This is a genomic window from Parasphingorhabdus sp., from assembly GCF_039939955.1.
Lineage (GTDB): Bacteria > Pseudomonadota > Alphaproteobacteria > Sphingomonadales > Sphingomonadaceae > Parasphingorhabdus.
Genome location: NZ_JBDVHS010000006.1, coordinates 349,634 through 371,390 on the forward strand (window position 1 = coordinate 349,634; position 21,757 = coordinate 371,390).

A 21,757-nucleotide genomic window follows, 5' to 3' on the forward strand; every position below is an offset into this window, starting at 1 on the left:
TTCAAATCCCCTCCGTTTGTTATAGTAGAACGCCCCATCAAACGCAGGGCTGTCCCTGTTGGCTATAGGGCGGGGAACGCAAATCGTGCAAGTCTTGATTTTAGCGGTTTTGCCAGTCGCCATTGCGACCGCGCGGAAGATCCAAATCGGAGTGATCAGTCGTGTACAAATCCCAAATTGTCCGGAAGCGTCAACCGCTCGCCATGGCTGTGCAATGACAGCCCCTCTCCCGCACGGCAAATCCCCACGCAAGTGAGCGGAACCGGCAAGACGGTCTCGGGACTGGCGGTGAGCAGAAGCTGATAATCATCGCCACCGGTTGCCGCCTTGAGCCGCGCCGGCTGATCATCACCGACCAGCGATTGAAACGGGCCCGACAGCGGCACTTCCGCCAGATCAATTTCAATATGTACGCCGCTGGCCGCTGCGATCCGCGAAGCGTCGAGCAACAACCCGTCGGAAACATCCATCATCGAGCCAACCAAATTGGAAAGCGCGCGCCCCTCGTCCACCCGCGGGGTTGGACGATTATGGGCTTTGAGCAGCGACGCCGAAATATCAATGTCGGACGCATGCAGCACACCTGTGGCAATTTGTAGTCCCGCCCAAGCATCTCCAATGGTGCCGGTGACATAGACCGCATGACCGGGCTTCGCGTCGCATCGGGTCGGAACAATATGGCCTTTTGCCTCTCCGATAGCGGTCAGGCCAAAAGTTCTGGGTGCAGGGTCGCCCATCGCCACCGTATCGCCGCCAAGCAGAGGTACGGAAAACTCGTCAATCGCCTGCTTCAACCCGTCAACAAAAGCTGCATCCCATGCATCGCCCGCCGTCCGGCCATAGCCAAGAAGAATGCCGAGCGGCTTTGCGCCCTTGGCCGCCAGATCGGAGAGATTCACCGCAACCAGCTTCCACGCCACATCGGCGGGATCGGCGTCGGTTAGAAAATGCACCCCCTCGACCATCATGTCATGGGTCATCACCAGCTTGTGCCGGCCGAAGGGCATCATTGCGACATCGTCCGCTAGACCACGCGCCGCCGGGTGGGTGGTGATGGCTTTCAGCCGGTCAATAAATCCCAATTCGTTCAAGACAGGGCGTGCTCCAGTGCCATTCTGATAGAAGCGTTGGCGCGCTTGCTGACCGCTGCCTGAGGGGCAAATCCATTAAATCCATGCGGTGCGCCAGGGTAGATAGCAAGTTCAACAGAAACGCCCGATGAACGCAGACGATTGGCATAGGCAATATCTTCGTCGAGAAACAGATCGAGGTCGCCGCACATGATATAGGCGGGCGGCAAGCCGGCAAGGTCCTCGGCACGAGCTGCGGCGGCATAGGGGCTGGCCCCATTTTCCTCGGCATAGACCGACCAAGCATGCAGCGAGGTGCTGCGGGTCCATGTCGTTGGCGGGATATCCATATGCCCGGAAGGCGTGTCATGCTGATCATCGAGCATCGGGTAGACCAGCAACTGGAAAGCGATATCGGGACCACCCCGGTCGCGGTTCATCAGCGCGGCGCTTGCCGCCAGCCCGCCGCCAGCGCTCTGACCCGCAAGGATGATCTTGCGCGGATTGCGATTTTTCGCGACCCGTTCGATCACGGCGCAAACGTCCCGGGCCGCAGCCGGTGCGCGATGTTCCGGCGCCATCCGGTAATCGACCGATACCACCGGCGCGAGAGAGGAAAAGTTCTGCGCCGAAAAATCATCGGCGCTGCCCATTACATAGCCGCCACCGTGCAGCCAGATAATCACGCAATCGGGATAGAGAACATCGCGGGCACGATACTCGATCACCGCTACATCCGGATCGTCTTCCAATCCCGGCATATGATATTCGTCTTTTTGGCCGTCATATTCCGGCAGATCGGCCGCCATTTGCGCAAATAGCGCATCCAGCGCGGCGCGGGCGGCCAATATATCGCTTTTCAGAATCTCGAAAAGATAAGGCCCGTCCGCCTCGATCATGTCTCGGAAGGCGGGATCCAGACGGTCTAGAAAATCGGACATTATTTTTCCCCGTAGTGGCCGGGGCTATTGTTCAGCCCCGAACCTGCTTCGCGATGCTATCCAGAAGCCCGTTTACGAAACCGGCATCTTTTTTGCTGAAAAAGGCATGGGCCACATCCAGATATTCGTCAATCACCGTTGCGATTGGTACATCTTCCTGTGCGATCAGTTCAAAACTGCCACAGCGCAATATCTGGACCATCGTCTTGTCGAGACGCCCCAATGTCCAACCGGAGGCCAGTTTCGAGGCAACCAGTTCGTCGATTTCCTGCTGGCGCGATGTTACCCCGATGACGATATCGTCAAAAAAGTCGCGCTCTGCGGGATGATATTGATCATCCTCGATTTCTTGACCGAGCCGGTGGTCGTGGAATTCCTTCAGCAGTTTCGGAACCGGCGTCTTCTCCATCTGGTGCTGGAAAAGTGCCTGAACGGCCGCCAGCCGAGCAGCAGACCGGGATGTCGATTTCGCGGTCATGCTCTTTTCATCCGTGGCGTGCCCAGGAAGTCACCCTTGCCAATCTGGAATCCGCGCTCACGCAACAGATCATAGGCCGTCGTGGCGTGGAAATAGAAATTGGGCTGTGCAAAGCTCAGCAGAAAATTCTCAGCCGTGAAAGGCATCACCATTTCACCGAAGCGGAATTCCATTGGCTGACCGATAAAGCCCGCCATCTCTGCCTCCGTAACCGCTTCCAGTCCGGCTTTGGCTTCATCAAGTTTTGCGTACAAGCCTTCCCAATCGCTTGGTGGTGCTACGAGACTTGGCGTAAACACGCCCTCTCTCACCGCTTCAATCGCGCCAAGAGAATGTTCACGACAGCTTTTCACCTGGTAAGAAAAAGGCTGCATATCTTCGATCAGCCGGGCGCCGATAATCTCTTCCGCTGCTGTGCCTTCATTCTCGCAATGGGCCTTGGCTTTGTCGACCAACGCGCGGACAGAAGCAATGATCTGAAGCTGGCTGGGAATTACGGCATCATATAGAGAAATGGTCATAGGAATTTTCTTTCTGTTATTTTTCAGCGCTGGTCGAGCCGCTTTGCGATACTGGCGGCATGTGCGGGCAAGCCCTCGGCCTCCGCCAAAGCAACTGCCGCCGGACCAATATTGCGCAAAGCTTGTTCATCGCAACGGATGAAGCTGGTTCGTTTCATAAAGTCGGTCACCGAAAGGCCGGACGAAAAACGCGCCCGCCGACCGGTGGGTAGAACATGGTTCGGGCCGGCAACATAGTCACCGACCGCTTCGGGCGTGTGCCGACCCAGAAAGACCGAGCCAGCATGGCGGACCTTTCTAAACAGGGCATCCGGATCGTCGATTGCCAGCTCCAGATGTTCGGCGGCCAGCCGGTCAACAAGGGGCACCGCCTGATCCAGCCGGTCGAGAATGATGATCGCGCCATTGTCATCCCAGCTGGTGGTTGCGGTTGCCGATGTCGCTAGAATTCTCAGCTGTTCAGTTATTTTTTCAGATACTTGATCTGCAAACTTCTGATCATCTGTGAATAATATAGACTGGCTGGTCGGATCATGTTCCGCCTGACTGAGCAGATCGGCGGCGATCCAGTCGGGATCGTTCTTTCCATCAGCCACCACCACAATTTCCGAAGGACCGGCGACCATATCGATACCGACCACACCGAAAACCTGACGCTTCGCCTCAGCTACCCAAGCATTACCAGGGCCGGTGATGACGTCGACCGGTTTGATCTTTTCCGTGCCATAAGCCAAAGCAGCCACGGCCTGCGCGCCGCCAATCCGCCAGATTTCGTCCACTCCAGCCAATTCCGCCGCCGCCAGCACGAGAGGATTAATCTCTCCGCCGGTCGCGGGCGTCATCATGACCAGATGATCAACGCCTGCAGCCTTGGCCGGAATGGCATTCATCAATACCGACGATGGATAGGCTGCCCTGCCTCCGGGAATATAGATGCCCGCGCGCTGAACCGCGTTCCATCGAGCACCAATCTGGACACCTGCGTCGTCAATATAATCCCTATTATCAGGTATTTGCCCTTCATGGTAATCACGAATTCTTAAGGCTGAGAGTTCCAGCGCCACCCGTAAAGGTGCTTCCAACCCTTCCAATGCAGCAGCGGATTCAGTCTTATCCACGCGCCAGCCGGTCTGCTCCAGATCATGCCGGTCAAACTTGCTGGTCAGCCGCAACAGCGCTTCATCGCCATGATCCCGGACATCCTGAATGATCGCCTTCACATCGGCAGAAACATCAGCATCTGCCTCGCGTCTGGCATTGACCAAAGCGTCAAAGGATCCGGCAAAACCGGGATCGCTGATGGCAATGCGCAAGGGCATCAGACCTGCTCCGCCAGCTCGCGGAACCTCTGCACCAATGGCGTCAACTCGGCGCTGCGCATTTTGAACGCTGCGCGGTTGACCACCAACCTGCCGGAAATATCCAATATCCTGTCCGTTTCGACCAGATTATTGGCTTTCAGCGTGCTGCCGGATTCGACCAGATCGACGATATGCCGCGACAGGCCGAGCGAAGGTGCCAGTTCCATCGCGCCATTCAGCTTCACGCATTCCGCCTGAATGCCTTTGCCTTCAAAATAGCGGCTGGTGAGATTGGGATATTTGGTCGCGACCCGAAGATGGGAGATGTTCGCCACTTCTTCGGCATCGTCCTTCGGCTGCGCAACCGACAGGCGGCAGCGGCCAATTCCCAGGTCTACAGGCGCGTATAATTCGCTATAGCCAAATTCTTCGATCACATCAGAACCGACGATGCCGATCTGCGCCGCGCCATGGGCCACGAAGGTCGCAACGTCGAATGCCCGCACCCGAATGATCGACATATGGGGCAGATTCGTCGCGAATTGCAGGCTGCGGTTGGACTTGTCAAAAAAGGCGTCCTCTGGCACAATTCCCGCCTGCTCCAAGAGCGGCAAAGCATCGTCCAGAATCCTCCCTTTCGGAATTGCAAAGATAAGTGGTTTGGCCATGATGGCCGCGGCTTTACGGGTTCGCAGATGAAAGGGCAACGAGTTATGGACATTTTGGACGTTGAAGATATCGCGCAAGGAATGCGTGGTCAGGCGGAACATTGCCTGCGCAATGACGCACCGGTTACAGCCTCTGTCATCATCGCCCAATTGGCGCTCATCGACGGCCCAACCCTCTGCGGTCAGAAAATCGCAAATTGGCGCGGAAAACCGCTGGAAGACGCCATGCCGTTGCGCCTTACCGGTGGCCTCCATCATCTCTATCTAAGCGGCAAAGAACCGCGCCTTGCGGATATATACGAAGGCCGCATTTCCGATCAGGACCAAATCGACGACCTGATCGGTCAGGTCGTCGCCGACCATGACGCCGACCTGCTGCCTTGGTTCGACAGCCCGCCCCAGACCAATGAATCGGGCCGATCGTCCAGTTTCATGGGCGGACTCATGTGGCTGTCGGGTCATGTCGGTCCGCGATTCGAACTGCTCGAACTAGGCGCCAGCGCCGGCGTGAATACGATGATGGGCCGCTATCATTATGATCTAAATGGCATTCAGGCGGGGCCGGAAGACTCCCCGATGCGGATCAAGCCCGAATGGCGCGGTCCCCCTCCCCCGCAGGCGCCGGTCGAGATTGTCAGCGCTCGCGGTTGCGACCAAAATCCTATTGACCTTACCGATGACGAAACCGCTGCACGGCTCAAGGGCTATATCTGGCCGGAAATGCCGGCGCGTTTCGAACGGATGGAAGCCTCGATAGCGCTCGCAAAGCAGAATGCGCCCGATGTTGCCAAAGCCGATGGCGCCGACTGGGTCGAAGATCAGTTGCTTCTGCCCCAGCAAAGCGGCGTCACCCGGGTGTTGATGCATTCGATCGTCTGGCAATATCTGCCGCAGGAAACCAAAGACCGGATCACCGCGGCGATGGAGACTGCTGGCAAAGAAGCGACGACAGACAAGCCGCTGGCATGGATGTCACTGGAAACCAACCGCAAGACCTTCAGCCATGAGCTGATCATCCGCTACTGGCCGGGCGGCCACGAGCCCGCCCTGCTGGGCCGCGCCCACGCCCATGGCGCTTGGGTGGAATGGTTTGAAAACTAGGAAATTGCGCTAAACAATCTAGATTCTGTCCAGTTCTCTGACGGTCTTGTCGGTTTCCACATTGCCGGTATTCAATATCGATTTTGGTTCCAGCAAAAGCACATGGCATTCGCCGTCCAGAGCTTCCGGACAATGTTCGACGCCTTTGGGAACAACGATAAACTCCCCTGCCCCGACATCAACAATGCCGGTACGCAGGCCCATGCGCATCGTGCCTTTGACGACCAGAAACAGCTCGTCTTCTTCATCATGATGATGCCAGTCAAACTTGCCCTCAAATTTGGCGAGCTTCACCTGTGCATCATTGATATCACCGGCGATTTTCGGGGACCAGTGATCGGAGAAGCTGGCAAAGGCATCGGAAAGATTGACCTTCTCGATCACTCGCCGGGCGCCCTCGCCTTGATCGCCATAGCGTGCACCTTGTCGCGCATCAGATCGCCCAGCGCCTTGTTGACCATCCGCTGACGGTTCAGCCGCGAAAGGCCGGCAAATTCGGCGCATTCAATCTCGACTGTGAAATGCGATTCCCCGCTACCATCATCGCCAGCGTGGCCGTGATGACTGGCGCTGTCGTTGATCACGTTCAGCGATATTGGCGCGAGTTCGGCGGTGAGCCTTTTTTCTATCTCGCTGTGGACTGGACCTTTGGGCATCGAATCTCCATATTGCTCGTTCGCCATCGCTATAACCGCTCGCCCCGAGCCTGTCGAAGGGCGTTTCTCGACAAAGGAAAGACGGGCTTCAATAGGCTCAGCTCTCACGGATTTGACAGACACTCCCCCCAAAAGAAAACCCAACCGCTTTCATGGCCGCGTCGAAACCGACGGGCAGCCTTGCGCCATAGAGGGGTGCGAGCAAGACGGGGAATTTCGTGCGCCACCTATCTACGGGGCCCGCGCGCATTATGACGGGCCCGCCGAATATCGATGGCTTTGCCTCGACCATGTGCGCGAGTTTAACCAGAGTTATGACTATTTCGACGGCATGGATCAGGAGCAGATTTTCGACGCCCAACATCCCGTGCGCGGGTGGGACTCGGAACGGCGAATCTATGGTGCTGGGCCCAGCGTGCCACCAGCATGGTCCGATTTTACCGATCCACTGGATGCGATTGGCGCACGATTTGCGGCTGGCATCCAGCGCAATCAACCCTCCGGACCCGCCATCTCTGGCGCGGACCAAAAAGCGCTTAAGACGCTAGGGCTTGGCGACGATGGCTCTCGGTCCATCGGTCGTGGCGATATCCGCCGCGCCTATTCTGCACTGGTCCGCAAATATCATCCCGACCGCAACGGCGGTGATCGCAGCCACGAGAAACAGTTGGCAAAAGTGATTGAGGCCTATACGCAGCTTAAGGAATCACCAGATTTTAGATAGTGGCTTGCGCCTTTTGCATTTCTTAAGGCAACCGAGATTTTTGAAGGACGACGATGACCGACATACCCAATACCGACGGCAGCAACGAAACTGTTTTGAGCGCACCGGACATGACCGTCGATGCACGCGAAGTCTTTGGTGTGGATGTGGATATGCAAATTCCGGCGTTCAGCGAAAAGGACGAACGGGTTCCCGATCTCGATCCATCCTATGTTTTCGACCCGGAAACCACCACGGCCATTCTCGCTGGCTTTGCCTTCAATCGCCGAGTGATGGTCCAGGGCTATCACGGCACCGGAAAATCGACCCATATTGAACAGGTTGCAGCGCGCCTCAACTGGCCCTGTATCCGGATCAACCTCGATGCGCATATCAGCCGTATCGATCTGGTCGGGCGGGATGCCATTGTTTTGAAAGATGGCCAGCAGGTCACCGAATTCCGCGAAGGTCTTCTGCCTTGGGCATTGCAAACGCCTACCGCATTGGTGTTTGACGAATATGATGCCGGTCGCCCGGATGTGATGTTCGTGATCCAGCGGATCTTGGAAGCAGAAGGCAAGCTGACCCTGCTCGACCAAAACCGCGTCATTCGTCCCAACCCGCATTTCCGTCTGTTCGCAACCGCCAATACGGTTGGCCTAGGCGACACCAGCGGACTTTATCATGGCACGCAGCAGATCAACCAGGGCCAGATGGATCGCTGGAATATCGTTGTGACGCTAAACTATCTGCCCGCTGCGACCGAAGCAAAAGTGATCCTGTCCAAGGTTCCGGATGCCGGCGACGAGACCGTAGAAAATATGATCAAGGTCGCAGATTTGACGCGGCAGGGTTTCGTCAATGGCGACATTTCCACGGTGATGAGTCCACGGACCGTGATCAGCTGGGCCCAAAATGCTGCGATCTTCAAAAATATCGGCTTTGCCTTCCGCCTGTCCTTCCTCAACAAATGTGATGAAGCAGAACGGATGCTGGTAGCGGAATATTATCAGCGGGTATTTGGCGAGGACCTGCCGGAAAGCGTGATGGGCAGCTAGTCAGACCGCGGATTTTCCGCGCGCTCCGAAAATTCAGTCAAGATCGCCAATGCGCCCCAGACGGTGAGTGTCGGCAGGACGCGATCGGGGAAATCCACGAGTCCGTCGCTGCTGTCGCTTTCTAGATACCAAGCGATCAGCAGGAAGCCGACCAACATGATGCTGTTCCAGATTCGGCGATGGGTATAGGTCGCCAGCAGGATGCTGCTCACCAACGCCGCGATGACGACTAGCAGAACGACATATTCATCCATCGGAATTTCTGTGATATTGCCGAGGCTGACCCCGATGATCGCGCCGAAGAAAATATTCAGCGCGTTGATTGTCGCTTCATATTCGCGCTGGGTCAGCTTGAACGGATTTCCAATTTTGAACAATTTATCGAGCATCATTCATCCTCCGGAAATATCGGATGACTAGCAAATTATTCATGCTTTCCAAAATTCTTTCTCGTCAAAGCCGTATTATTAATATAATACAGCTGTGGTGAACGAGCAGTCCCCCCTCCCCGAAAGACGACGCCGTCGTTGGTACTGGCCCTTTGGTCAGAACAATGCCGCCGAAACGGCCTTCTACGAACCTTATGGCGATGCCACCCCGCCTCGCTTCGACGAACCCGTCGCACCGCTCAAAAAGCCGCGTGGCAAATGGTGGTGGATCAGCCGCGCTATGGCTACGGGACTATTGGCCGTCATTCTATTGATTGCCTATCTTGCGATTACCGCGCCTCTATCCAAATCACTGCAACCCATCGTGCCACCGCAAATCACTTTATTGACGTCCGATGGCCAACCCTTCGCCCGCAACGGTGCAGTTGTCGACAAGCCTGTCGAGGTCGCAGAGCTTCCCGATCATGTGATGGAAGCCTTCATGGCCATTGAAGACCGGCGCTTCTATTCGCACTGGGGCATCGATCCGCGTGGCCTGGCACGGGCGCTTTGGAGCAATATGACCGGCAACGGCATCACTCAGGGTGGTAGCACCATCACGCAGCAGCTGGCCAAAACCACATTTCTGACCCCGGAACGCAGCCTGACCCGCAAGGCACGGGAAATGCTGATTGCCTTCTGGCTCGAATCCTGGCTCACCAAGGACGAGATATTGGAACGCTATCTGTCGAACGTCTATTTTGGCGACAATGTTTACGGCCTGCGCGCGGCGTCGCTCCATTATTATTACCGACAACCGGAAAATCTGAAGCTGGAGCAAGCGATCATGCTGGCTGGTCTGGTGCAGGCCCCGTCGCGCCTCGCCCCGACACGCAATCCGGAATTGGCCGAAAAGAGAGCCAATCTGGTCAAATCCGCGATGGTCAGTGCAGGCTATCTAAGCCAGAGGGAAGTCGATGAACTCGGCCCCGCAAAGCTCGACGTTCGGGCCAAAAATACTTTGCCCACGGGTACTTATTTTGCCGATTGGGCGATGCCGCAAGCGCGGGCTTTGACCGATTTGAGCTACGAAAAGCTCAACCTGACAACAACCCTTGATGCGTGGTTACAGGATATCGCGCGCCGCGCCGTCTCCCGCGCACCACTCGGCCAAGCACAGGTCGCCTTGGTAGCCATGCGCCCCGATGGAAAGATTGTGGCTATGATCGGCGGCAAGGATTACGCAAAGTCCGCCTTTAACCGGGTCACGCAGGCGAAGCGTCAGCCGGGTTCCACCTTCAAGCTATTCGTGTGGCTAGCAGCATTGCGCGCAGGCATGGATCCGGACGACATGGTCGATGACACACCCATCACCAAGGGCGGCTATCTCCCCAAAAATTCTGGCGAAAAATATCGCGGAAAAATCAGCTTGAAAGAGGCTTTCGGCCGGTCGAGCAATGTCGCGGCCGTTCGGCTTTTCGGACAATTGGGCGACAAAGCCGTAATCCGCGAAGCCCGTAATTTGGGAATTGATTCAGATCTCGCCGAAGATGATCCCAGCCTGGCACTCGGCACCTCCACGATGGACCTGTTGGAACTTACCGCAGCCTATGCAGGCGTCGCGGGCAACCGCTGGCCGGTGCAGCCCTATGCGTTCGAGAAAGCAGAGCAGAGCTGGACCGAATGGCTATTTGATTGGCCAGGACGCTATGATTCCACCACCCACGAAAATATGGAAGCGCTGCTGCGGTCAGCGGTCAACAACGGCACGGGCCGCCAAGCCATGCTGTCGATCCCCAACTATGGCAAAACCGGTACGACCCAGAACAATCGAGATGCCCTGTTTGTCGGCTATGCCGGAGAGGGCGAGAAGCAGTTGGTGGTCGGCGTGTGGATCGGCAATGATGACAATAGCCCACTAAAGGGCATTAGCGGCGGCGGTCTACCTGCACGCATTTGGAAAGACTTCATGCTGCAAGCCGTGCAGGCTAAGAAACCGGTCGGCCGCACCAAGCCCGTGGAGAGGCCCGATCCTGAAGGCCCGATCATTCCGCTCGACCTGCCGGAAGTTCCGGAAATCCCGATTGACATCGGAGATACCGAGGTCCGGATAGACGGAAATTCCACCGTCCGGGTGGGCACGGAAATTGGCGGCATAGCGGTCGATTTCAGGATCGATGGTGACGGTGTCGCGCTTGAACGACGCCGGGAAGAAAATCCTTCGGGGCAGAATCCCTAACGGCATTGCTCTGCCTAACAAAAAAGCGGGAAATTAGGCCTTTGATTCCCCTCACCTTTCCGCTTAATGCTGTTCCCTTCCATGGTTGATCGTTCCAAACTTGATGACTTGAAAGACGTGCTCGGCGGCACGGCGCGGGCTGTTGCTCAAGCGCCAGACGTGGAACTGGCCTATACCGCCGAAGCCCCGTCTCAATCTGGCGAGCATTTCAAAGTGCCAATGCCGGCACGCGACCTACCACCTGCGCAAGTTGCAGAAGCGCGGGGCTTTGCCGACAGTTTCTCGCTGAAATTGCGCCATCATGACGAAGCGACACACCGCAAGAACGCGCCACAGGAAGCGGTAGCGCGCGCCTGTTTCGACGCACTCGAACAGGTTCGCACCGACGCGCTGGGATCGCGCAACATGGCGGGCGCGAAAGATAATTTGGACGCGGCACTGGAAATGCGCATGCGATCCGATCCCATTGCGCGCGCGCAGAATCGCGATGAAGTACCGATTTCTACCGCCCTCGCCCTGCTTGCACGGGAAAAGCTGACCGGACAGGCGCCACCACAAGCCACGGTCAAGGGTATCGACATGCTGCGTGCATGGATTGAGGAAAGCGCCGGCGCTGACCTAGACGGCCTCAACCTGACACTCGACGACCAGAATAGTTTCGCCCAATTGTCGACGCAGCTGTTGCAACATCTTGATCTGATCAAAAGCGACGATGAATCCGAAGCCGACGACAGCGAAGATGATAGCGAAGACGAAAGTGACGATAGCCAGGATGACGGCGCTGACGAAGAAGCGACCGGCGATCAGGGCGAGTCCGAAATGCGCTCTGAACCATCAGACGATGATAGCCAGGACGGCGAAAGCGAACAAAATGCCGAAGAGCTGGAAGAAGGCGCCGAAGAGGAAATGGGAGACGCCGGCGACGATGGCATGATGCCGGTGCGTCCAAACCGGGCGATGTCGGACCTGCCCCCCGGCTTCAACTATGCGCCATGGACCGAAAAATATGACGAGGTCGTCAGCGCCACCGAACTGTGCGACGAAGAGGAACTGACACGACTCCGCGCCTTTCTCGACCAGCAGCTGACCAATTTGCAGGGCGCGGTGACCAAGCTCGCCAACCGCCTGCAACGCCGTCTGATGGCACAACAAAACCGCAGCTGGGATTTCGATCAGGAAGAAGGCATGCTGGATGCCGCCCGGCTCGCCCGCGTGGTCAGTAATCCTTCGCACAGCCTGTCTTACAAGATCGAACGCGAGACCGATTTCCGCGACACGGTCGTGACTCTGCTGATCGATAACAGCGGTTCGATGCGCGGACGGCCGATTTCAATTGCCGCGATATCCGCCGATATCATGGCCCGGACGCTGGAACGCTGCGGCGTCAAAACCGAGATACTCGGCTTCACCACCCGCGCCTGGAAAGGCGGCCAGACCCGTGAGGACTGGCTCGCGGCGGATCGCCCGGCCAATCCCGGACGGCTCAACGACCTGCGCCATATCGTTTACAAGAAAGCCGACGAGCCTTGGCGCCACGCCAAGAAAAATCTTGGTCTGATGATGCGCGAAGGCCTGCTCAAGGAAAATATCGACGGCGAAGCCTTGCTTTGGGCGCATAACCGCTTGATCGCCCGCCCCGAAGAACGCCGCATATTGATGGTGATCTCAGATGGCGCGCCGGTTGATGACAGCACCCTCTCGGTCAATCACGGCGCTTATCTGGAAAACCATCTGCGCAAGGTGATCGAATGGATCGAAAGCCGTTCGCCAGTACAGCTGGTCGCCATTGGCATCGGCCATGATGTGACGCGCTATTATAAAAGAGCCGTGACCATCATGGACGCCGAACAACTGGGTGGCACGATGGTCGAGCAATTGGCCGGACTATTTGACGAGGATTGAGCGAATGAACGTAACCGAAGCCGTCACCTCCCGCCGGTCCGTCCGCCAGTTTCTGGATAAGCCGGTCGACCAGTCGACTCTCGAACGCGTTCTAGAGACGGCACAGCGGGCACCTTCCGGCGGCAATACCCAGCCGTGGAGCGCGGTTGTCGTTGGCGGCGATGCGCTCAAGGAGATCACCGCCAAGATCAAGGAGAAAGCCAAAGCCGCGCCCATGGGCGAGAATTTGGAATATGCCATCTATCCCAAGGATATCGACGGTCGCTACGAAGAGCAACGCCGCGCGGTCGGCAAGGGGATGTTTGACGCCGTCGGTCTGGAGCGGGGCGACACCGCCGGACGGGTTGCCCAAATGGCGAAAAACTGGGATAGCTTCGGCGCGCCGGTGCAATTGTTCACCTATACCAAGAAATATATGGGCCCGCCGCAATGGTCGGACATGGGCATGTGGCTGCAAACCGTGATGCTGTTGCTACGCGAAGAGGGACTGGATAGCTGCGCGCAGGAAATTTGGGCGATGTACGGCACCTATATGCGGGAATTGCTCGGCATCGATGACGATCATATCTTCTTTTGCGGCATGGCCATTGGCTATCGGGATCCGGACGCGCCGATCAACAATTTCGATGTGCCTCGTATTTCGATCGGCGAGGCGATAAAGTTTCAAGGTTTTTAACCAGAGAAACCCCTGTTTTTCAGAGAATATTTCCAAAAACGTCCCGCAATGTGACAACAGTCACTGAATTTGCGTGCTAAGTTGATAATTTGCTTTCGCAGACTCGGACTCTCGCGCTAACCGATACAGCCATAGGAATGTTCTGAGTCGCAAACGTCGCTGTTCTGGCCTGAGGAGTCCGGACAACACAGAAACATTTTGGGGGAAAACATCGTGCGCCGACCAGGGCTTAGCACTACATTAATTGCACTGGGCTTGTTATCAAGTCCGGTGACAGCTTTGGCGCAAGACACTTCCATTTCATTACGCGACAGCTTCCCAATCGGAAACAGCGAAGGCGTTCTATGTCAGGTGCAAGACCGCAGTATCGAAAACAAGGCCAAAGCCGGCATGTTCGACCGCAGCTGGGCAGTGGTTTGTCGCGATTCAGCTAAGCCGGTTGGATTTGTCTATTCGTCCCGTTCGTCTGAGCAGAAGCTGCTCGACCGTATCACACCCAATCGCGACGAACCGATAAACTGCGCTGACAATCCATCACAAGCATCGCTAAGCGGCTTTCGTCACACCGAATGCCGACTCTCGACGGAACCGGTCGCTTATTCGCTGATCCGCGGTCAGCAAGATGGTGTTTCCTATGTCGCCGAAGGTCTGGCCGCATATGACAGTGCAACATTGCTAGCCCTCCAATCGATTTTGAATGACTCGATTGCCGAAGGAAGAATAGATGTCGCATCGACATCGGTCGAAGATCCCTTCGCTTTTGCGCGGGTGCAAGCCGCTACGCTCAAGCCTTATCAGGCCTTATCGGAAGGCTACCGCCGGAATCTTAGTGGCGACTATGCGGAAGCGGCAGCCTTTTTTGAAACATTACAACAACGCACATCCGGCATGGAAGGGGAGGAAATCAACCCCGACGAATATTTGATGAATAGAGCGTTGCAAAAGTCCAATTTGGGTGAATTTGCCGAAGCAGATGAACTATTTGAACAAGCCAGAACATTGGGTAGCGAAGACCCGCAAATCGAGAGGCTTCTAAGAAATTTTGAAGCCATGCATCTGCTCAATCAAGGCCGGTTCAATGCTGCAATTGATCGTCTAAACACCCCGCTTAAGACATCCCTTGTCGAGCAAATCGCGCGCTCCGACGGTTTAGAAATTACCGCTCCGATTTCTAGCCGGATCAATGGCAGCGTCCATACTCGCGGCTTGCTGAGCTTTGTCGATGAACAGAAATTGAGTGCTCCGGAACGGACCGAGATTATCGATGCCCAGGCGCTACAACTTTTAGGCACGGCGCAGCGCATAAATGGAGATTCTCCGGCCGCGCGTATTTCGCTGGTCTCGGCCTACAACCGCGCTATCGCTGTTCGGGACGGACGGGTCACATCAACGACCCGTATGAGAGCCCAAATACTCGCCGAGCTGGCTTTGATTTCGGAAGCCAAGGGTGATTTCGGCGAGGCGGAACAATTGCTCCGCGATGGATTGAACTTGTTGAGCATCCAATATCCTGCAACACGCGCCGTAAATGGTGCCAAGGCTCGTCTCGCGGCCTTTTTGTTGCGGCGCGGACAAGAAGCTGAAGCGCGCCAACTCTATGATCAAGTTGTGGACAGTTCCCTGGGCAAGCGCAGCGCGATTTCCGGCATGACCAATCAACTGGCGCCCTATTTTGCAATGTTGGCCGCAGATGAAACGGCTGCAGATCAATTTTTCAAAGCCGCGCAGATATTGATCCGTCCGGGCGTTGCCGAAACCCAAGCCATGCTTTCACGTGAGCTTAGCGGGGGCACTAACGAAGCCGCGCGCCTATTCCGTCAATCCACCAATCTAACTCGCAGTATCGAGCGATTGCGGATCCGTTTTTCGGCACTGAACCAAAGCGAGCAGACGCCTTCCATCAGAAAACAAAGCGATGATCTTGCAACAGAAATTGAAGCACTCGAAAAAGACCAGCAGTTAACGCTGGTCCGGCTTTCGGAATTCCCGCAATATCGGGCAGTTTCAGATAGTTTCCTTAGCCTCGACGAATTGCGCGCCGCCATGCAACCGGACGAAGCCTATATGCGCATGGCAATTGTCGGCAGTGATATTTTCATGTTCTATACGGATCAAGCGGAGGCAAAAACCTATCGGGTTCCTTTGAAAGCACAAGCGCTTGACGGAAGGGTCGACACAATCCGCGCTTCAGTATCGGTTTTCGAAAACGGGCAATATGTCACCTATCCGTTCGATATTGAGGCAGCGCGCGCGCTATATTCAGATCTGTTCACGCCGGTATCCAACCAGCTTGCGAGCAAAGACCATCTGATATTCGAACCCGATGGCGCGATGCTCAGATTGCCGATTAATCTGCTCGTGACCGATGATGCATCGGTTTCGCAATATCTTGTTAGGACCGAATCCATTGATGCCGACTTCTTTGATTTTTCCGATGTCAAATGGCTTGGAAGAGATGTAGATATCAGCACTGCCGTATCCGCCCGATCATTCGCGGATGCTCGCAAAGCTCCTCAATCCAAAGCTTCACGGCAATATTTAGGGCTCGGCAAAAACCAGTCGATATTTGCAAGCACCACGATCTCGGGAATCCGGGGTAGTTCCCAGAATATGAGCGCCAATTGCGAATGGCCTCTGAACCAGTGGAACAATCCGATATCTGATAGCGAGCTGCAGGAAGCACGATCCCTCATCGGAGCAGAAAATTCGAATGTAATAACCGGATCGGCCTTTACCGATACTGCAATATTGGCGAACGAGAATATTCGTGATTATCGCATTTTGCACTTTGCGACCCATGGTCTCGTCACCGCGCCGAATCCGTCCTGTCCGGCAAAACCCGCGCTGCTGACGTCCTTCGGAGAGCAGGGCTCGGACGGCCTCTTGGCCTTTGACGAAATTTTTGACCTCAAGCTGGATGCGGATATCGTCATCCTCTCGGCCTGTGATACCGCCGGCAAAGCCAGCATCGCAGCAACGCGCGAAGCTGGTGTCAGCAGTGGCGGCGGGACCGCTCTTGATGGTCTGGTTCGATCATTCATCGGAGCGGGCGGTCGATCAGTGCTGGCCAGCCACTGGCCAGCCCCAGATGATTTCCGCGCGACGGAAAGGCTGATCAACGGCCTGTTTAGTGACGGTCGAGGCCGTTCGATTACCGGAGCGCTCAGGAATTCCCAACGGGATTTGATGAATGATCCGGCCACGTCGCATCCCTATTATTGGGCTGGTTTCTCGTTAATCGGTGACGGTGCCCGGCCATTTTTGCCAGGCGTCAATGAATTGATGTCGGAGACAGAAAGCTCCGTCCCGACGACGCAAGCGGCTCTGAAATAATGACAGAGGTCACCACGTCAACGGACCCGGTAGCCAATAACCGCGATGTCAAAGAGGAAGCCAAAGGCGTTCTGCAATCGATGCGACGCCTTTTCGATCAGCTCGGCCCGATCCGCATCGGATCCACGGTCTTGTTCATGATCCTCGCGCTGCTGGTTGCTCGCTACAGTTGGGGCACACCCCTGATCCAGGAAGCCGAACGCGCGCTATATGATTTGCGCGCCTCTGTCTTCGCGCCAGAAGTTGAAAAAGACGAAAATATCGTCATGATCGTCTATAATGAAGACACGTTGAAGCTGACGGGCCAGCGCTCTCCAGTCGATCGAACGATTTTAGCGCAGGCGCTCGAGACCATCGACGCGGCGAACCCCAAATCCATCGGTATCGATATTCTGTTCACCATGCCGCAGGATGATGATGACCAGCTCATCTCAACCTTCAAGAGCATGAAGACACCCACGTTTCTCGCTTATGCCGATCCGATTGAAAATCCTGAGATTACTTATGCTGAGCATGAGTTTCTTCAGCAATTTTTTGACAATGCCCGCACCGAAAACGTACAGCCCACCAATATCAAGCTCGAGACCGACAGCGATGGCGTCCAGCGCCGGTGGACCCCGCATAAACCCGGTGCGCCGCCGTTCATGGCCATTGCACTGACCAGTCCCAACCCGAAATTTGCGGAAAATGACGGTTCCATTCGTTATCATGTACCGGCAACAACGGACGTGCCAGTCTTCGACAAATTCCCGATCGAAAGTTTCGCTGATCCAGCCATTGCAGACATGCTTGGTGCTTTCATCGCTGACAAACACGTACTGATTGGCGGCGACTTTATCGATCGCGACCGTTTTGAAACTCCTGTTGGTGGCTTGGCAGACATCCAGGGGGATGACGGCAAGATGATCGGGCTGGAAGTGCACGCGCATATGCTTGCCCAGTTGATCAATGATGATCTTCCGACCCCCATTCCAACTTGGACCTTGTGGCTGGGCGCTCTGATCGTTGCGATATGCGGCGGTATTTCTGCTCTCATTGTAGGAAATGCCGCGAAGGTTGGCTTTATCCTCCTTGGCCAGTTCGTGTTTTTCCTTGTCTTTCCCTTTCTGTTGCAAAATATCGGCATCGACACACTTTCCTTGCCTGCCTTTGGTTGGGGAGTCGGCTGGATTCTCGGCTATGCGTCCGTCGGTTCGGCCGCGCGAACGATCAATTCCAAGCAGCGAGCATTTGCGCAAAGCGCGCTCGGCAAATATCTACCCAAATCAATCGCGAGCGAGATACTCAAAGATCCTGAAAAGCTGGCGCTTCATGGCGAAAAGCGGAAGATTTTCGCGGTATTCACCGATCTTGAAGGCTTTACCAAACTCACTCACGCGATCGAACCGGAAATGGTCGCCTTTTTGCTCAACGACTATCTCGACCGGCTGAGCGAAGTCGCACTGGAATATGGTGGCACGATCGACAAATTTGTTGGCGACGCTCTCGTCACGTTCTGGGGGGCGCCCCTTGCCTATCCGGATGATGGAGAACGAGCGGTCAAGGCAGCCTATGCATTATACGAAGCGGGCGAAGAATTTCGCAAAAACGTCCCTGAAGGCGTGCCTCCCATCGGCAGGACGCGAGTAGGCATGCACTATGGTGATGCCATTGTCGGTAATTTCGGCGGTGAAGGCAGAATCCAATATACGGCACTGGGCGACGCGATGAATACGGCAGCACGGTTGGAAGCGGCCAACAAAGCGCTGGATACAAAGGTCTTGCTGAGCCGGGAAGCAATGGAGCGGACCGGGCTCGATTGGTACCGCCCAATGGGCCGGATCACGCTGCGCGGGCGCTCTACACCGGTAGACGTATTCGAACCGGTACCCGACTGGAAAGAGGAAGACCGTGCCGCAGTGACCGCAGTCATAGCAGCCCATGAAAAGGGTGATACAGATTCCACTCAGGCACTGGATGCCATGACCAAGCAATATGACGAGGACGATGGCCTCGCCAATTTGCTCAAACGACTGAAGAAGACAAAAAATGGAGAAAGCTATGCACTTGGATAAACATCGTCCGGCAAGTTCCGGCAGAACCCTCTCCCGCTTCGCGAAAGCGGCTCTTGGCACGCTTCTACTGATCGGCGCTGGTGGCGCTGCGATCGCGCAGAATATGGTGGTGCGCTCGACTGGGCCGTCGGCCAGCAGCTATCCAGCCGGCAAAAAAATGGCAAATGACGCAAAAATTTCGTTGAGAGCCCAAGATCAGGTGACCATCCTGACCAAATCCGGCACGCGGGTTCTCAAAGGGCCCGGAACCTTTTCGCTTGCGCAAGGTAGCAGTTCCACATCGAGTGCATCGCGCCGACTGTCGAGATTCATTACCAATCGCGGCAGTAGCCGGGCAAGAACCGGAGCGGTTCGAGCGGCAGGAAGCGTTGCAGTTACAACCCCGAACAATCCCAATCTCTGGTTTCTTGATATGACCAAGGGAGGCAAATTCTGTGTCGCCAATCCCAATGGACTGGTCGTCTGGCGACCTGACTATACCGGTTCTGCAACCGCTTCGATTGTCGAACCGACAAATGGCAATGTCACCGAAATCGCTTGGAGAAAAGGCAATCCGCTGAAGGCGTGGCCAAAGGCCGTTCTGCCCGTCACCGACGGTGCCAGCTATCGACTGCTGGGATCAAATATCTCGCAATCTGTTGAGGTGAATTTTGTGGTCCTGAAGAACCAGCCGACGGACCTTGATGATGCAGCGTCTATGCTGATCGAAAATGGCTGCACTGGTCAATTGGATCTGCTGGTCGAAACACTCAACTTGAACAACGAAGAAACAGAAGATCAGGGTTAGCTTTTGCTTCTTGTCCGCCTCCGGGAATAACCATGGGCGGCAGAAAACGATAAAGCGATGATTCCGCGGTGCACGTCGGGATCATCGCAAAACGGGGATATATATGGCGCACATAGGAACTATGTTTCGGACGGCTGTCTTGGCGGCAGGCATTGCCATGCTCGCGTCAAGCCTTCCGGCCTGGGGACAATCGTCCGTCGCTACCCCAACCAGAGAAGAAATCCAACGTGGCGTCATTGATGAGGCGCTAAAAGGCGAAGCCCGATCATTGACCATTGATGGGCAAATCGAACGATCCGCCTGCCCTCTAGCGGGACCAGAATTTTCCGACGTTCGTTTCACGTTGAAGTCGGTTGATTTTACCGGCTTGTCTTCCGTCGATCCCGCATCCCTAAACTCGTCTTACAATGCTTATATCGGGCAAGAAGTTCCTGTTGCCGTCGTGTGCGATATCCGCGACCGGGCAGCGACCCTATTGCGTAGCAAAGGCTATTTGGCAGCTGTACAAGTGCCGCCTCAGACAATTGATCAAGGCATCGTCCGTTTCGATGTGTTGATGGCCCGCATGACGTCCGTACAGGTTCGGGGCGATGCCGGGCCCTCCGAAGGCCTCCTGCAAAAATATATCGAAAAACTTGCCAAGCAACCGCTTTTCAATATCAATGATGCGGACCGCTATCTGCTGCTCGCACGCGATATACCCGGGCTGGATGTGCGGCTTTCACTCCGGCCGGTTTCAGCTGAATCCGGCGGGCAGCCGGGTGACGTGGTCGGCGAGTTTAATGTTGTGCGCACACCGGTCTATGCCGACATCAATATCCAAAATTTCGGATCTGAAACCGTTGGCCGTTTCGGCGGACTGGCTCGCCTCAGGTTCAACGGGATCACGGGACTGGGCGATGAAACCGTGATCAGCGGCTACTCTACTCCGGATTTCAAAGAACAGCAGGTTTTGCAGGCCAGTCACGAATTCCGCGTTGGCAGCGAAGGCCTGAAGTTTGGTGCCAATTTCACCTATGCGTGGACAAAGCCGGATATTCTAGGCGGGGTAGACATCCAGTCCGAAACGCTAGTTGCCGGGGGCTATGCGAGCTATCCGTTCATCCGCAAACAGTCCCGCAATATCTTCGGGACAATCGGACTCGACTATATCAAGCAGCGGACCGATATTTTGGGAATCCGCACCAATGAAGACCGATTGAGCGTCGCCTATGCGCGCATGGACTTCAACCAGATCGAACCGGGAAGCATTTCCGGACGCGGCGGCTATTCGGCTTTTGAACCCAAATGGGGCATCGGCGGCTCGCTGAAAATCCGGCAAGGGCTCGATATCTTGGGTGCCAGCCAAGGCTGCGGTCCGGCCTTCGTCAACTGCATCGGGCAAACGGTCTTTCCGACCCGCGCTGACGGCGATCCGACCGCCTTTGTCGTCAGGGGCCAGGCAAAAATCGATTACCGCCCCACCCCGCAACTGGCATTCACACTGAAACCCCGGCTACAATATTCACCGGACGCGCTATTCTCCTATGAAGAAATGTCGGGAGGCAACTATACCACCGGCCGTGGCTATGATCCCGGAACGATCATCGGCGACAGCGGCTATGGTTTGCAGACCGAAGTCAGCTATGGCTCATTGCTGCCCAGTTCACCTGATGGTATCGCAATTCAACCCTATCTGTTTTTTGATATGATGGGCGTCTGGAACAAAAATTTTCCGGGTGATCCCCAGACACTATATTCGGCCGGTGGCGGGTTACGCGCGACCATTGGTCGGCAGGCCAGCCTGGACCTGACTGCCGTTGTACCTCTGAAACGGGCTGCATTTCAAACCCGCCGCGATAGCGCCCGGGCCTTGCTGACGTTGACCGTGCAGCTCGCGCCGTGGAAGCCCAGATGATCAC

19 protein-coding genes are annotated in these 21,757 nt (G+C 55.8%); 10 read left to right on the forward strand and 9 right to left on the reverse strand.

Features of this window, described 5'->3' with window-relative positions; all coding sequences use genetic code 11:
- Nucleotides 1-155: 155 nt before the first annotated feature.
- From thiL to hisG, 6 genes are read right to left on the reverse strand one after another with little or no spacing between them, the layout of a single operon-like run.
- Nucleotides 156-1,091: a thiamine-phosphate kinase gene (gene thiL / locus ABJG22_RS12870; RefSeq protein ID WP_348020670.1), complete on the reverse strand. Its 936-nt coding sequence runs from the start codon at nucleotides 1,089-1,091 to the stop codon at nucleotides 156-158.
- Complete coding sequence (locus tag ABJG22_RS12875; protein WP_348020671.1) at nucleotides 1,088-2,011, reverse strand: alpha/beta hydrolase; 924 nt, start codon at nucleotides 2,009-2,011, stop codon at nucleotides 1,088-1,090. The genes thiL and ABJG22_RS12875 overlap by 4 nt, the downstream gene beginning before the upstream one ends.
- Nucleotides 2,012-2,042: 31 nt before the next feature.
- Nucleotides 2,043-2,489, reverse strand: a complete 447-nt coding sequence (gene nusB, locus ABJG22_RS12880) for a transcription antitermination factor NusB (protein WP_348020672.1) — start codon at nucleotides 2,487-2,489, stop codon at nucleotides 2,043-2,045.
- On the reverse strand, nucleotides 2,486-3,010 hold the full coding sequence (locus ABJG22_RS12885; protein WP_348020673.1) for a DUF1993 domain-containing protein: 525 nt from the start codon (nucleotides 3,008-3,010) through the stop codon (nucleotides 2,486-2,488). The genes nusB and ABJG22_RS12885 overlap by 4 nt, the downstream gene beginning before the upstream one ends.
- A gap of 23 nt (nucleotides 3,011-3,033) precedes the next feature.
- On the reverse strand, nucleotides 3,034-4,329 hold the full coding sequence (gene hisD / locus ABJG22_RS12890; RefSeq protein WP_348020674.1) for a histidinol dehydrogenase: 1,296 nt from the start codon (nucleotides 4,327-4,329) through the stop codon (nucleotides 3,034-3,036).
- Nucleotides 4,329-4,979: an ATP phosphoribosyltransferase gene (hisG, locus tag ABJG22_RS12895; protein WP_348020675.1), complete on the reverse strand. Its 651-nt coding sequence runs from the start codon at nucleotides 4,977-4,979 to the stop codon at nucleotides 4,329-4,331. The genes hisD and hisG overlap by 1 nt, the downstream gene beginning before the upstream one ends.
- Before the next feature lie 45 nt (nucleotides 4,980-5,024).
- Between hisG and ABJG22_RS12900 the strand changes: the two genes are divergently transcribed.
- The gene (locus tag ABJG22_RS12900) at nucleotides 5,025-6,080 is read left to right on the forward strand and encodes a DUF2332 domain-containing protein (RefSeq protein ID WP_348020676.1); all 1,056 of its coding nucleotides are present in this window, start codon (nucleotides 5,025-5,027) and stop codon (nucleotides 6,078-6,080) included.
- A gap of 18 nt (nucleotides 6,081-6,098) precedes the next feature.
- Here the strand turns inward: ABJG22_RS12900 and ABJG22_RS12905 are convergent, their stop codons facing one another.
- Nucleotides 6,099-6,464 carry a cupin domain-containing protein gene (locus ABJG22_RS12905; RefSeq protein ID WP_348020677.1) on the reverse strand — a complete coding sequence of 122 codons (366 nt, stop codon included), beginning with the start codon at nucleotides 6,462-6,464 and terminating at the stop codon, nucleotides 6,099-6,101.
- Nucleotides 6,461-6,763 carry a BolA family protein gene (locus ABJG22_RS12910; RefSeq protein ID WP_348020921.1) on the reverse strand — a complete coding sequence of 101 codons (303 nt, stop codon included), beginning with the start codon at nucleotides 6,761-6,763 and terminating at the stop codon, nucleotides 6,461-6,463. Before ABJG22_RS12910 ends, ABJG22_RS12905 begins: the two co-directional genes overlap by 4 nt.
- Nucleotides 6,764-6,848: 85 nt before the next feature.
- On the opposite strand from ABJG22_RS12910, the gene ABJG22_RS12915 reads away from it, so the two are divergent.
- Nucleotides 6,849-7,460, forward strand: a complete 612-nt coding sequence (locus ABJG22_RS12915) for a J domain-containing protein (RefSeq protein ID WP_348020678.1) — start codon at nucleotides 6,849-6,851, stop codon at nucleotides 7,458-7,460.
- 53 nt (nucleotides 7,461-7,513) lie between these two features.
- Nucleotides 7,514-8,497 (forward strand): cobaltochelatase subunit CobS, encoded by a 984-nt coding sequence (cobS, locus tag ABJG22_RS12920; RefSeq protein WP_348020679.1) that lies wholly within the window; start codon nucleotides 7,514-7,516, stop codon nucleotides 8,495-8,497.
- Here the strand turns inward: cobS and ABJG22_RS12925 are convergent.
- Complete coding sequence (locus ABJG22_RS12925) at nucleotides 8,494-8,889, reverse strand: hypothetical protein (protein WP_348020680.1); 396 nt, start codon at nucleotides 8,887-8,889, stop codon at nucleotides 8,494-8,496. The genes cobS and ABJG22_RS12925 overlap by 4 nt on opposite strands.
- 94 nt (nucleotides 8,890-8,983) lie before the next feature.
- On the opposite strand from ABJG22_RS12925, the gene ABJG22_RS12930 reads away from it, so the two are divergent.
- The 7 genes from ABJG22_RS12930 (at nucleotide 8,984) to ABJG22_RS12960 (ending at nucleotide 21,753) form a co-directional block, all read left to right on the forward strand.
- Nucleotides 8,984-11,104, forward strand: a complete 2,121-nt coding sequence (locus tag ABJG22_RS12930) for a transglycosylase domain-containing protein (protein ID WP_348020681.1) — start codon at nucleotides 8,984-8,986, stop codon at nucleotides 11,102-11,104.
- A gap of 81 nt (nucleotides 11,105-11,185) precedes the next feature.
- Nucleotides 11,186-13,006, forward strand: a complete 1,821-nt coding sequence (gene cobT / locus ABJG22_RS12935; protein WP_348020682.1) for a cobaltochelatase subunit CobT — start codon at nucleotides 11,186-11,188, stop codon at nucleotides 13,004-13,006.
- Between the two features lie 4 nt (nucleotides 13,007-13,010).
- Nucleotides 13,011-13,682 carry a nitroreductase gene (locus ABJG22_RS12940; RefSeq protein WP_348020683.1) on the forward strand — a complete coding sequence of 224 codons (672 nt, stop codon included), beginning with the start codon at nucleotides 13,011-13,013 and terminating at the stop codon, nucleotides 13,680-13,682.
- 270 nt (nucleotides 13,683-13,952) lie between these two features.
- Complete coding sequence (locus tag ABJG22_RS12945; protein WP_348020684.1) at nucleotides 13,953-17,015, forward strand: CHAT domain-containing protein; 3,063 nt, start codon at nucleotides 13,953-13,955, stop codon at nucleotides 17,013-17,015.
- A complete protein-coding gene (locus ABJG22_RS12950) occupies nucleotides 17,015-19,069 on the forward strand; it encodes an adenylate/guanylate cyclase domain-containing protein (protein WP_348020685.1) in 2,055 nt (684 codons plus the stop codon). Before ABJG22_RS12945 ends, ABJG22_RS12950 begins: the two co-directional genes overlap by 1 nt.
- The gene (locus tag ABJG22_RS12955) at nucleotides 19,056-19,856 is read left to right on the forward strand and encodes a hypothetical protein (protein WP_348020686.1); all 801 of its coding nucleotides are present in this window, start codon (nucleotides 19,056-19,058) and stop codon (nucleotides 19,854-19,856) included. The genes ABJG22_RS12950 and ABJG22_RS12955 overlap by 14 nt, the downstream gene beginning before the upstream one ends.
- Nucleotides 19,857-19,977: 121 nt before the next feature.
- Nucleotides 19,978-21,753: a ShlB/FhaC/HecB family hemolysin secretion/activation protein gene (locus ABJG22_RS12960; protein WP_348020687.1), complete on the forward strand. Its 1,776-nt coding sequence runs from the start codon at nucleotides 19,978-19,980 to the stop codon at nucleotides 21,751-21,753.
- Nucleotides 21,754-21,757 lie beyond the last annotated feature (4 nt).